Below are 11,614 nucleotides of genomic sequence, written 5' to 3'. Positions count from 1 at the left end.
TATTCCATTATTGTGGAACAACATCATATTGATCTTGTGTATAAAGATTTTCTACTTGAAAACTAATGGTTTTACCAATAAATGTTTCAAGATCTGCCACATTGTTAGATTCTTCATCTAATAAACGATCAACAATTTTTTGGTTAGCGAGTATTAAATAACGATTAGTAGGATAAGCTCTAGCAATTCTCATGATTTCTCTAAAAATTTCATAACAAACTGTTTCAGACGTTTTTAATGTGCCTTTCCCATGACATTGGAAACAGGGTTCGCAGAGTGTTTGCTCAAGATTTTCACGAGTTCGTTTGCGTGTCATTTGTACTAGCCCAAGTTCTGTAAATCCTAGTACATTAGTTTTTGAGTGGTCTTTTTCAAGTTCTTTTTGCAGTGTTTGTAGGACTTGATCGCGGTGCTCTTCAAGTTCCATATCAATAAAATCAATGATAATAATACCACCTAGATTACGCAGTCTTAGTTGGCGAGCTATAGCTGTGGCAGCTTCAAGATTTGTTTTGAATATGGTTTCTTCAAGATTTTTATGTCCTACAAAGCCTCCTGTATTAACATCTATGGTGGTCATGGCTTCGGTGTTATCAATTACTAAATAGCCGCCAGACTTGAGAGATACTTTTCTTTCGATAGCTTTTTGTAGCTCTTGCTCTATTCCATAAATATCGAAGAGAGGAGGATCATTCATATAAAGTTTTAAACGGTCACTAAGCTCAGGTAGAAATTCTTGTAAAAATTGTTCAGCTTTGTGGAAAGTTTCTTGTGAGTCTATGTATACTCTATGAATGGTTGGATTAATGAAATCACGTACTATACGTAAATTGAGTGGTAAATCTTCATAGATTAGTGAGGAAGCTTGAGCTTTCTCAATATGGCCTTTTACTTGATTCCATAGTTTATTGAGATAACGAATATCTGTTAGTAGTTCCGATTTAGCAATGCCTTCAGCTGCTGTGCGAATAATAAAACCACCCTCTACTATTGCTTCCTCTTCAATACATTCAGTGACTAATTGTTTAAGCCGTTCTCGCTCTAACTCATCTTCAATACGAAGTGAAATACCAATATGCTGTGTTTGTGGCATATATACTAGATAATGAGAGGGGAGAGACAGTTGCGTGGTTAATCGAGCACCTTTAGTTCCTATGGGATCCTTAGTGACTTGTACAATTAGGTGCTGCCCTTCTTTCAATAGTTTAGTAATATCTTCTTCTTGTGGTTGGTCAATTTCACGATTGGTAAGCTCTGCTACGTGAATAAAAGCAGCTTTATCTAAGCCTATATTAATAAAGGCAGCTTGCATTCCTGGTAGTACTCGGATTACTTGACCTTTATAAATGTTACCAACAATGCCTCGTTTAAGGGTACGTTCCATATATACTTCTTGCAGAATGCTATTTTCTACAAAAGCAACTCTTGTTTCCATAGGGGTGACATTTATAAAAATCTCAGTGCTCATGAGTTGTCCTATTATTTATTCTTTATTAGTGGATAAATGCCAACCTGCTTTAATAATTGGGTTGTAGCGAATATGGGTAAACCAACTACCGAGTAATAATCACCTTCTATTTTTTCAATAAACATAGCAGCCAATCCTTGAATAGCATATCCACCTGCTTTATCTTTAGGTTCCCCAGTTTGCCAATAAGCAATAGCTTCTTCTTCAGAGATGGCTCGCATGGTTACCTCAGTGGTGATAACCTGACTAATAAGTTGATTTTGATAGTATAAGGTAATTGCTGTAAAAACTTTATGAGTTTTATTAGATAACTCAGCTAACATAGTTATAGCTTGTTGCTGTGAGTGGGGTTTACCAAGTATTTTATTATTTATACTAACAGTGGTATCAGCCGCTAAGATACAAGCTATTTCTTTTTGTTGGTCTGATAGTTGTGTAAAACCTGCTTTCGCTTTAGCAATAGCTAAACGCTGTACATAGCTTTCAGGTAATTCATTGTGATGAGGTGTTTCGTCTATATCTGCATTAATAACGGAAAAAGTTATACCTAATTGCTTAAGCAGTGCTTGCCGACGAGGGGATGCTGAGGCAAGATAAAGAACACTCATTAGTTAATCCCTATTCGTATCCGTAAAGCTCTTAGTGCTGCGGATAGCCATGGCCACATAATAGCACTGGTAATGATAGGAAAGATATAATCAAAAATACTGAAGTTACTGGGATAAATACCTGTTAAAACATAAATCCATAATTGGATTAGTTGTCCTAATATTAAGATAACAGAAACCATTATGGTTTGTCTGACAATGGGTTGCGGCCTAATTTTATGTTGGAAGAGTAAGCTGATATATACGGTTAAGACTAAAACTAGCGCGTTTTGACCTAGTAAACTATTAACCATAACATCTAGTAGTACACCAAAAATAAAGGCTGCTACCATGCTTACACGATGGGGTAGAAATAAAGACCAATAGATAAATACTAAAGAAACCCATAATGGGCGAAAAGCATTAAGGGATTGGGGAAGAGGTGTAATGCTCAGTAATAAAGCAACTAATACACTGGTCCAAATAGCCCAACCGCCTCTAAGATGATGTGCTGTCATGGCGTTGTCTCTTCCTCTGCTGGTGTTTCTGGGGATTCTGATGTGGCAGTGTCATGACTGTTATCAAGTATTTGTCTTGAAGTAAATATTAATAATACATAACGGCTACGATTGAGTGCAGCAGTGGGTTTGGCATAAATAGTGGCAAAGGGAGTGCCATTATCATGCTCAATTTTAGAAACAACAGCTACAGGATAACCCGCAGGGAAGTTACCACCTAAACCTGAGCTTACTAAAAGGTCATTAACTTGAATATCTTCATTATTAGGAACATAGCGTATCTCTAGTAAGTCTTCACCTGTACCTGTGGCAATGGCTCTTAAGCCATTACGATTGACCATAATAGGAATACTATGGGTAGTATCAGTAATTAATAAAACCCACGCACTATGAGGCATAACATCGATTACTTGGCCCATAATACCTTTGGCATCTAATATGGCTTGTCCTATAAAAACACCATCACTACTGCCTTTATCAATTAGATAACGGAAGGTGCTAGGGTTTGGGTCAATACCTATAAGTTCACTGACAACAGCTTTTTCATCAACTAAGCTGGTTGAGTTTAATAATTCTCTTAAACGAACATTTTGTTCTGTAAGAGAGGCTAGTTTCTGTAGTTTTTGTTCTAATAATAAGGATTGTGCTTTTAAACGTTCATTTTCAGCCAATAATTCACTGTGACTTGAAAATTGCTCTTGAATAGTACCCCATATTTTATTAGGGATATTGGTAACAGCATAAAGTTGTGAGGTAACTATACCTATCTTATGGCGTACAGGTATAAGAACTTCAAAACGAGCGTCTACAACCATAGCAACAATAGCCAAAATGGACAATGTTATGGCTTTAAATCTTTTGGAAAGTCCCCTAGGGAATAAAGATTTAATAATAATCCCCCTCTATAGAATAGATAGAGAGTATAGCTCTAGTGATAGGATAGTGTAGATATATTTTTGTTGAAAAATATATCTACAAGTTAGATTAAGGATTGGTGGATAATAGATCCATTGCATGACGGTCTATCATTTCTAATAATTTACCACCACCACGAGCCACACAAGTGAGAGGATCTTCTGCCACAATAACAGGAAGTCCAGTCTCTTGAGAGATTAACTTATCTAAATCACGTAATAATGCACCACCACCAGTTAACACCAAGCCACGCTCTGCAATGTCTGACGCTAGTTCTGGAGGCGACTGTTCTAAAGCACTTTTCACAGCTTGTACAATAGTAGCTAAAGATTCTTGTAAAGCTTCTAAAACTTCAGCTGAAGTAAGTGTGAAAGAGCGTGGAATACCTTCGGCTAGGTTACGGCCTCTTACTTCAATCTCACGAATTTCACCGTTGGGGTCAGGGAAAGCAGAACCAATTTGCTGTTTAATATGTTCGGCAGTAGATTCCCCAATAAGGCTACCATAGTTACGACGTACATAAGTCACAATAGCTTCATCAAAACGGTCACCGCCTAAGCGTACAGACTCGGCATAAACCACACCATTTAATGAAATAAGGGCAATTTCAGTAGTACCACCACCAATATCAATTACCATAGAACCACGTGCTTCTTCTACTGGTAAACCTGCACCAATAGCCGCTGCCATAGGTTCTTCAATTAAGTAAGCTTCACGTGCTCCGGCATGTAAAGCAGCATCACGAATGGTACGTCTTTCCACTTGAGTGGATTTACAAGGTACACAGATTAAAATACGAGGACTTGGAGGTAATAAACTTTTTTCATGTACTTTATTGATAAAATATTCAAGCATGCTTTCACATACTTCAAAATCAGCAATAACACCATCTTTCATTGGACGGATAGCTGAAATATTACCTGGTGTACGGCCAAGCATTTGTTTTGCTTCAGTACCAACTGCAACAATACTTTTTTGATTACCTTGATGACGAATAGCAACTACAGAAGGTTCATTTAAAACAATACCACGATCCCGAATATAAACCAGTGTATTAGCTGTACCTAAATCAATTGAAAGGTCACTGGAAAAGAAACCACGTAACTTTTTGAAGACGTTAAACATAAAAGTAAGAACTCTAGTTTTTAATTAAAAAGAATAATCTGTACAATAGATCAACAATTGTAAAACGAAATTTATTCCATGATGATTAAGGAATAGATTTAGCGAAAATCAGTATTGTGATAAATTGTAATGGTTTTTGTGTAATTTATACATGGGGAAATTGTATCCCATTTAAAAAAAATTATATATAGCTGGAGATATTAATGGCACTTGAGCAAACAGATGTTGAAAAAATTGCCCAGTTAGCGGCCTTAAAGCTAAATGACAGTGATTTGGCTGAGACGACAACGACGTTAAATAACATTTTGAAATTAATTGATCGTATGCAGGCTGTCAATACTGACGGAGTGGAACCATTAGCACATCCACTAGAAGCAACTCAGCGGTTACGACCAGATATGGTGACAGAGGAGAATCACCGTGACGATTATCAGAAGATAGCTCCTGCTGTAAGTGATGGGCTCTACCTTGTACCTAAAGTTATTGAATAATTAAGGCAAATAGTAATGCATCAATTAACCTTGTCAGATATTTCTAAGGCACTAATAGCCAAAGAATTTAGCTCTGTAGAAATTACTAGCTATCTATTAGAAAGAATTAAGCAGTTAGATCCTCAGTTAAATAGTTTTATTACAGTGACTGAACAACTAGCACTTGAGCAAGCAAAAGCAGCAGATGAAAGACGCGCTCAAGGCAAATATCATGAGTTACTAGGTGTACCTATTGCTCATAAAGATTTATTTTGTACACAGGGTATACGTACTAGTTGTGGCTCTAAAATGCTAGATAACTTTTTAGCACCTTATAATGCAACAGTTGTACAAAAATTGATTAACTCAGGTTGCGTTACCCTAGGCAAAACTAACCTTGATGAATTTGCCATGGGTTCATCCAATGAGTCTAGCTATTATGGCGCGGTTAAGAATCCTTGGGATACTACGCGTGTTCCCGGCGGCTCTAGTGGCGGCTCAGCAGTAGCTGTGGCTGCTAGATTAGTGCCTGCCACTACAGGTACAGATACAGGTGGTTCTATTCGTCAACCTGCTGCCCTAACAGGCGTAACAGGTATTAAACCTACCTATGGTCGAGTTTCTCGTTGGGGAATGATTGCTTACGCCTCTAGCCTTGACCAAGGCGGTCCTATTGCTAGAACTGCAGAAGATTGTGCATTGTTATTACAAGCAATGGCAGGCTTTGATCCTAAAGACTCTACTTGTATGAGTGAAGCAGTACCAGACTATTATGCAGACTTAGATAAAAAAATAACAGGTTTAAAAGTAGGCTTACCTAAAGAGTTCTTTGGTGCAGGATTAGATCCTCGTATTGCTAGCTTAGTTGACACTGCCGTTAAAGAGCTAGAAAAGTTAGGTGCAGTGATTAAAGAAATTAGTCTCGCTAATATGGAGCAGGCTATTCCTGCCTATTATGTAATTGCGCCTGCAGAAGCTTCTTCTAATCTATCTCGTTTTGATGGGGCACGTTTTGGTTATCGTTGTGAAAATCCAAAAGATTTACAAGATATGTATACGCGCTCAAGAACAGAAGGTTTTGGGGCAGAGGTAAGACGCCGTATTATGGTAGGTACTTATGCCCTATCAGCAGGTTATTACGATGCTTACTATTTACAAGCACAAAAAATTCGCCGTTTGATTAAAAATGATTTTATGCAAGCCTTTAATGAAGTGGATGTGATTTTCAGTCCTACTACACCAAATCCAGCATGGAAAATAGGTGACAAGGCTGGTGATCCAGTAGCTCAATATTTGGAAGACGTGTATACCATTACAGCTAACTTGGCGGGATTGCCTGCTTTATCTATGCCTATTGGTTTTGCTGATGGTTTACCTGTAGGTGGACAATTATTAGCACCTTATTTTGAAGAAGGTCGTTTACTGAATATTGCTCATCAATATCAACAAGTGACTGACTGGCATCGTCAAGTCCCTACTGGCTTCTAAGGAGTTTAACTGATGCAATGGGAAATGGTGATTGGGCTAGAAATTCACGCTCAACTTTCAACAAATTCAAAGATCTTTTCAGGTAGCAGTACTACCTTCGGAGCAGAACCTAATACGCAAGCCAGTTTGATAGATTTAGGTATGCCAGGTGTGTTACCTGTTCTTAATGGGCAAGCGGTAAGAAAAGCCGTTAAATTTGGTTTGGCAATAGACGCACATATTGGTAAAACGAGTATTTTTGCTCGCAAAAACTATTTTTATCCTGATCTACCAAAGGGTTATCAAATCAGTCAATTTGAACTCCCTATCGTTGGCAAGGGGTGTTTAGAAATTGCCTTGGAAGATGGTACAGTTAAGTCTGTAGGTGTTACTCGTGCTCATTTAGAAGAGGATGCAGGTAAAAGTTTACATGAAGATTTTCAAGGGATGACGGGGATCGATTTAAACCGTGCAGGTACACCATTATTGGAAATTGTTTCTGAACCTGATATGCGTAGTGCTAAAGAAGCAGTGGCTTATGCTAAAGCAATCCACGCGTTAGTGCGTTATTTAGATATCTGCGATGGTAATATGGCAGAAGGGTCATTACGTTGTGACTGTAACGTATCAGTTAGACCAAAAGGTGCAACTGAGTATGGTACGCGTTGTGAAATTAAGAATGTTAACTCTTTCCGAAATGTAGAAAGAGCTATTAACTACGAAGCTCAACGCCAAATCGAAATCTTAGAAGATGGTGGTAAAATTGTTCAAGAAACCCGTCTTTATGATCCTGTAAAAGATGAAACTCGTTCTATGCGTAGTAAGGAGGAGGCTAATGATTACCGTTATTTCCCTGATCCTGATTTATTACCTGTCGTATTAGATGATGAACTTATTGAAGAAGTACGTGCGCAACTACCTGAGTTACCTAATCAAAAACGTGAACGTTTACAGCAACAGTTTGCTTTATCTGTTTATGATGCAACTGTGTTAACAGCTAGTAGAGAGTTAGCAGATTATTTTGAGCAAGTACAAAGTATCTGTGGTGATGCTAAATTAGCAACTAACTGGGTAATGGGGGAGTTATCTAGTTTATTAAATAAAGATAATTTAGACATAACAGAATCGCCTATTTCAGCTGAATTATTAGGTGGTTTATTGGTACGTATTAAGGATAATACTATTTCTGGTAAGATTGCTAAAACCGTATTTGAAGCAATGGCTGCTGGAGAAGGTACTGCTGACCATGTGATTGAAGCTAAAGGGTTGAAGCAAGTAACAGATTCTGGCGCTATTGAGTCTATTTTAGATGAAATGCTGGCTGGTCTTGTTAAAGATGTAGAAGAGTATCGTGCTGGTGATGAAAGCAAGCGTAAGAAAATGTTTGGTTTCTTTGTTGGACAAGCAATGAAAGCTTCTAAAGGAAAAGCTAACCCTCAGCAAGTAAATGAATTACTTAAGAAAAAATTAGAAGGTTAAAGACTAATAAAATGAGTATCCACTTAGCGATAGGTGGATACTGTATTTATTTAGTTTTTAAGGATTGAAACATAATTTCCTTTTTATTTATATTTTTATATTCTTTTGATATAGCACAATGAATGTCTAAAATAATTAAATAGATCAATATTGTTTTTGTATCTTTTTGATTTTATTTGTGTTTTCTTGTTTTTCTGAGGTTGGCTAGAAATAATATAATGGTTACAATAACCTTTATATTATTTCTAGTAATTTAATGGATATTTAATAGAGAATTGAGTTGTTTTCTTGAATGTTACTTAATTTTCTTATGAAAGAATGAGGGTGAAGGTATTATATGAGTCAACAAGAGCAGGACTCCCCACAGGTTTTTGATTTTCATAAACGTAAAAAAGGATCTGAGCAAGTAAGTGAAGACGACAGTAATTTAAACGCTAATCTACAAGAAATTCTTGCTAAGGTAGAAAGTAGCCAAAAGCTAAAAATAGTTATATTTGATATTGATGTTAAAGCAATGAATGCCTTGAGTTCGATATTAAAACCACAATATGATGTTTATTGTTTAACAGACCCATTGGATGCATTAAAAATTATCGGTACTAAAAAAATAGCATTAGTTATTAGTGACCAAGCATTACCTAATATGAATATTTTAGGAGTCGACTTTTTACTCAAAGCGAAAAAGATAGCACCTAATACCAGTAGGATATTATTAGCAGGGCAATTAGATTTTGGTAAAGCTAAACTCTCTTTAGAAAAAGGAGATGTTTTTAAACTAATTAAGAAACCTTTTGATGATAATCGTCTATTAGAGTTTGTTAATGCTGCCTTAGAACTTTATCTTGAACAATCCGGTAGCTTAGCTAGTGCAGCAGCAAAGTTACAAAAAAACTCACCAAATTTTGATAAAGAAATTACCATAGCTAAAACAATCCCTGCTTCAGCTAATCCTGTATTAGTTAAATGTAGTAGCGATGAAATATTTGAAGAAATAAAAGCAAGTTATACAGGTAAAGCTTTATTTATAAGAGCTGAGGATAGAAAATCAGCCATTAAAGTATTGGAAACGACTATCGTTAAAGCTGTTATTTATTTCTTTGAACGAGCTAATATCCTTGAGGATCATGAAACAATATTTTTAAGTCAGGTAAAACGAGAACTACCCCATTTATCTATTATTGCGGTAGTGAATAAAGATAAAACAAACTATCAAGACATTATAAATTTATTGAGTGAACAAATAATATTTAGTTATTTTCCTTTTAATACACGTGCAGAGAAGATTTGTCAGCAACTATCGCCTGCTATAGATAAAGCAACTAGGTTATATGAGGGGCCTATCTATTTAAAATGGCCGCCTCCAGAGCGTGTAGAAGAAGTTGAAGAAGAGGAAGTGGCTTTAGCTGATAAATTAACAGATATCTCATCTAAAGTTAAAGAGGGATTTTTATCAGGTATTCGTTCTGTAAAAAATCTCTTCGGCAAAAAGGATTAATTACGTAGGTGTAGAACATCAATGGTTGGTGGATTAAAGAGCCGTAATGGTAAATTGTTTTCACCAACGCCTGCTGTCACAAACACTGGTGTACCAGTAATACTAGCATCATAATAGCCACATACTAAGCCATAACTAGTTTTAACAACAAGCTTATTGCTATAAGGTAAACGAACTTGCCCACAATGAGTGTGTCCTGCTAGCAATAAGGGTACATTGTAAGTAGTTAATTTATCGCTGCTATCTGGATTATGAGCAACCACTAAAATAGGTTTATTCTTTGCTGCTTTTTTTAGAAAATCAGTATCATCATAAGATTCAACTCGATCTTTTAGGCCTGCGAGTTGGTAGCTATTTAAATCAATAATTTGATCTTCAATGATCTTAACATTAAAGCTTTCTAAAACTTTAGGAAGATTTCTTCTAGTATATCGATAATCATGGTTACCACGTACTGCATAAATAGGCTTATTGATTTTCGCTAAAGGTGCAAAGTGAGTTTTATAATATTTTTCATCACTTTTATATAAAAAGTCTCCTGCTATAACCACATAATCAGCAGGAATGGTATTAATTTTATCAACTACACGTTGTAAATAGTGTTGATCTTTATAATAACCTAAGTGTAAATCAGCAATTAAGATAATATCAGCATTAAAGCCTAGCTTTGTAATGGTTCTTTCTTTTACAAGAATAATTTGCGGTTCAATATAGTGAGCCCAAAAGAATGATAGGCTTAATATTAGTATAATAAAGCTGGTTTTTTTATAACGACGTTTTTTTATTAACCAAAGACAAAGGATAGCAACTGGAAAACAAAGCCAGCCAAAATAAACTGCTAAAAACTCTAGAAGAGTAACAGTAATAGAGATCATAGTAAAATTTCAGTAATAAAAAAGGCAGCTAATAAATAGCTGCCTAAATTTACATAAATGGCGTCCCCTAGGGGACTCGAACCCCTGTTACCGCCGTGAAAGGGCGATGTCCTAACCACTAGACGAAGGGGACAAAACCTTCTTGCAAACTAAGTTGCATAAATTGGTGGAGCTAAGCGGGATCGAACCGCTGACCCCTTGCATGCCATGCAAGTGCTCTCCCAGCTGAGCTATAGCCCCAATAAGGACGGAGCGAATGTTACAGGGGCTAACCTAGTCTGTCAAGAAGTTTCTAGTTTAGTTGTTGTCTAATTAGATACTCCATCGGTTGCAGGTACTGGCTCAGACTGAGGTGCCCCTGGAGTAATATCAATAGGTTTTATTCCTTCGGGTATTTTATAACTCAATTGTTCTGCAGTAAGTGGTGAGAAGTCATAATCATTAAATAAAACTTTAAATTTATCTGTGCCCGCTAAATTATAGCTGGTAACTAAGTAGTTACTTTTATCTATTTTAATAGTGGCTTTCTTTAAAGTCTTAGCAAATTGCTTAACAAACTCATCTAAAGGAGCAGTGATATTGCGGCTTTTAGTATATTCAGTGAATTTTGGAATATCTAAATCACCTGTTAAGGTAATGGTGTTAGTTTGGCAAGAAGCTTTTAAATCATAAATGGTTAACATGGTTTTGATAGTACCAACATAGTCTTCACCACTCAATAAACCACCAGCTAGTGAGTAGTCTGTATCAAAAGGACGCTCAGCTGTTCTTCTTTCACTCTTACTTAAGTTTACTTGGTAAACCATATTACCTTCTTCAATCCATTGGTATTGTTTGTCATATACAATGGTTAGTTTATCTGTTTCAGAAAGCTGCATAACTGCTTTTAATAGATCAGGACGTTTACCATATAAGGTCATTTCTGCAGGTTTTTGGTCATTCACAACAGACTCAATGGTTACACGATAATCTGTAATAGTGTCTAATCGTTGTTCCATTTTTTGGATAATATCTGCAGTATTACAACTTTTAGGGTTTGCATAAGCTACAGAGGTAGCCATTGCTATAGTGATAATAATACTGTTAAGAATATTATGTTTTATGTTCATTGTGGTATGCCTTGCGAATAAGAATAGTTTTAACAAATTATGGTGAATTAGCGGGAGAAGTGCAACTAATACATTATGTTTAGTATTATGTTAGAGAACTAACAGG

11 protein-coding genes and 2 tRNA genes are annotated in these 11,614 nt (G+C 36.3%); 4 read left to right on the top strand and 9 right to left on the bottom strand.

The window, feature by feature from the left end; translation table 11 throughout:
* Window positions 1-7: 7 nt before the first annotated feature.
* The 5 genes from rng to MTZ49_RS00770 all read right to left on the bottom strand — a co-directional run bounded on the left by rng (window position 8) and on the right by MTZ49_RS00770 (window position 4,613).
* Window positions 8-1,468, bottom strand: a complete 1,461-nt coding sequence (rng, locus tag MTZ49_RS00790) for a ribonuclease G (protein ID WP_264746534.1) — start codon at window positions 1,466-1,468, stop codon at window positions 8-10.
* A gap of 11 nt (window positions 1,469-1,479) precedes the next feature.
* Complete coding sequence (locus MTZ49_RS00785; protein ID WP_264746533.1) at window positions 1,480-2,076, bottom strand: Maf family protein; 597 nt, start codon at window positions 2,074-2,076, stop codon at window positions 1,480-1,482.
* Complete coding sequence (gene mreD / locus MTZ49_RS00780; protein WP_264746532.1) at window positions 2,076-2,573, bottom strand: rod shape-determining protein MreD; 498 nt, start codon at window positions 2,571-2,573, stop codon at window positions 2,076-2,078. Before mreD ends, MTZ49_RS00785 begins: the two co-directional genes overlap by 1 nt.
* Complete coding sequence (gene mreC, locus MTZ49_RS00775; RefSeq protein WP_264747799.1) at window positions 2,570-3,463, bottom strand: rod shape-determining protein MreC; 894 nt, start codon at window positions 3,461-3,463, stop codon at window positions 2,570-2,572. Before mreC ends, mreD begins: the two co-directional genes overlap by 4 nt.
* Before the next feature lie 94 nt (window positions 3,464-3,557).
* Window positions 3,558-4,613 (bottom strand): rod shape-determining protein, encoded by a 1,056-nt coding sequence (locus tag MTZ49_RS00770; RefSeq protein ID WP_264746531.1) that lies wholly within the window; start codon window positions 4,611-4,613, stop codon window positions 3,558-3,560.
* Window positions 4,614-4,816: 203 nt separating this feature from the next.
* Here MTZ49_RS00770 and gatC point away from each other — a divergent pair, with 203 nt between their 5' ends.
* The 4 genes from gatC (at window position 4,817) to MTZ49_RS00750 (ending at window position 9,524) form a co-directional block, all read left to right on the top strand.
* Complete coding sequence (gatC, locus tag MTZ49_RS00765; RefSeq protein ID WP_264746530.1) at window positions 4,817-5,104, top strand: Asp-tRNA(Asn)/Glu-tRNA(Gln) amidotransferase subunit GatC; 288 nt, start codon at window positions 4,817-4,819, stop codon at window positions 5,102-5,104.
* A 15-nt stretch (window positions 5,105-5,119) separates the two neighbouring features.
* Window positions 5,120-6,571, top strand: coding sequence for an Asp-tRNA(Asn)/Glu-tRNA(Gln) amidotransferase subunit GatA (gatA, locus tag MTZ49_RS00760; protein ID WP_264746529.1), 1,452 nt, complete (start codon window positions 5,120-5,122; stop codon window positions 6,569-6,571).
* Between the two features lie 12 nt (window positions 6,572-6,583).
* A complete protein-coding gene (gene gatB, locus MTZ49_RS00755) occupies window positions 6,584-8,029 on the top strand; it encodes an Asp-tRNA(Asn)/Glu-tRNA(Gln) amidotransferase subunit GatB (protein ID WP_264746528.1) in 1,446 nt (481 codons plus the stop codon).
* Window positions 8,030-8,366: 337 nt separating this feature from the next.
* Complete coding sequence (locus MTZ49_RS00750; protein ID WP_264746527.1) at window positions 8,367-9,524, top strand: response regulator; 1,158 nt, start codon at window positions 8,367-8,369, stop codon at window positions 9,522-9,524.
* Here MTZ49_RS00750 and MTZ49_RS00745 read toward each other — a convergent pair.
* From MTZ49_RS00745 to MTZ49_RS00730, 4 genes are all read right to left on the bottom strand, one after another.
* The gene (locus MTZ49_RS00745) at window positions 9,521-10,399 is read right to left on the bottom strand and encodes a metallophosphoesterase (protein WP_264746526.1); all 879 of its coding nucleotides are present in this window, start codon (window positions 10,397-10,399) and stop codon (window positions 9,521-9,523) included. The two genes, MTZ49_RS00750 and MTZ49_RS00745, sit on opposite strands and share 4 nt — an antisense overlap.
* Before the next feature lie 58 nt (window positions 10,400-10,457).
* A tRNA-Glu gene (locus MTZ49_RS00740) sits at window positions 10,458-10,532 on the bottom strand.
* A 31-nt stretch (window positions 10,533-10,563) separates the two neighbouring features.
* Window positions 10,564-10,639 (bottom strand) — tRNA-Ala (locus MTZ49_RS00735).
* A gap of 68 nt (window positions 10,640-10,707) precedes the next feature.
* Complete coding sequence (locus MTZ49_RS00730; protein ID WP_264746525.1) at window positions 10,708-11,508, bottom strand: hypothetical protein; 801 nt, start codon at window positions 11,506-11,508, stop codon at window positions 10,708-10,710.
* Between the last annotated feature and the right edge of the window lie 106 nt (window positions 11,509-11,614).

Source organism: Entomomonas sp. E2T0 (assembly GCF_025985425.1).
Taxonomy (GTDB): Bacteria; Pseudomonadota; Gammaproteobacteria; order Pseudomonadales; family Pseudomonadaceae; genus Entomomonas.
The sequence above is the reverse complement of the archived record's forward strand: the minus strand, read 5'-3'. Positions and strand labels throughout refer to the sequence as shown.

Bases quoted from the DNA above. Each gene is read 5' to 3' on its own strand.
- gatB (WP_264746528.1), top strand. From the start codon at position 6,584: ATGCAATGGGAAATGGTGATTGGGCTAGAAATTCACGCTCAACTTTCA.
- rng (WP_264746534.1), bottom strand. From the start codon at position 1,468: ATGAGCACTGAGATTTTTATAAATGTCACCCCTATGGAAACAAGAGTT.
- MTZ49_RS00750 (WP_264746527.1), top strand. From the start codon at position 8,367: ATGAGTCAACAAGAGCAGGACTCCCCACAGGTTTTTGATTTTCATAAA.
- MTZ49_RS00785 (WP_264746533.1), bottom strand. From the start codon at position 2,076: ATGAGTGTTCTTTATCTTGCCTCAGCATCCCCTCGTCGGCAAGCACTG.
- gatA (WP_264746529.1), top strand. From the start codon at position 5,120: ATGCATCAATTAACCTTGTCAGATATTTCTAAGGCACTAATAGCCAAA.
- MTZ49_RS00730 (WP_264746525.1), bottom strand. From the start codon at position 11,508: ATGAACATAAAACATAATATTCTTAACAGTATTATTATCACTATAGCA.
- gatC (WP_264746530.1), top strand. From the start codon at position 4,817: ATGGCACTTGAGCAAACAGATGTTGAAAAAATTGCCCAGTTAGCGGCC.
- MTZ49_RS00770 (WP_264746531.1), bottom strand. From the start codon at position 4,613: ATGTTTAACGTCTTCAAAAAGTTACGTGGTTTCTTTTCCAGTGACCTT.
- MTZ49_RS00745 (WP_264746526.1), bottom strand. From the start codon at position 10,399: ATGATCTCTATTACTGTTACTCTTCTAGAGTTTTTAGCAGTTTATTTT.
- mreD (WP_264746532.1), bottom strand. From the start codon at position 2,573: ATGACAGCACATCATCTTAGAGGCGGTTGGGCTATTTGGACCAGTGTA.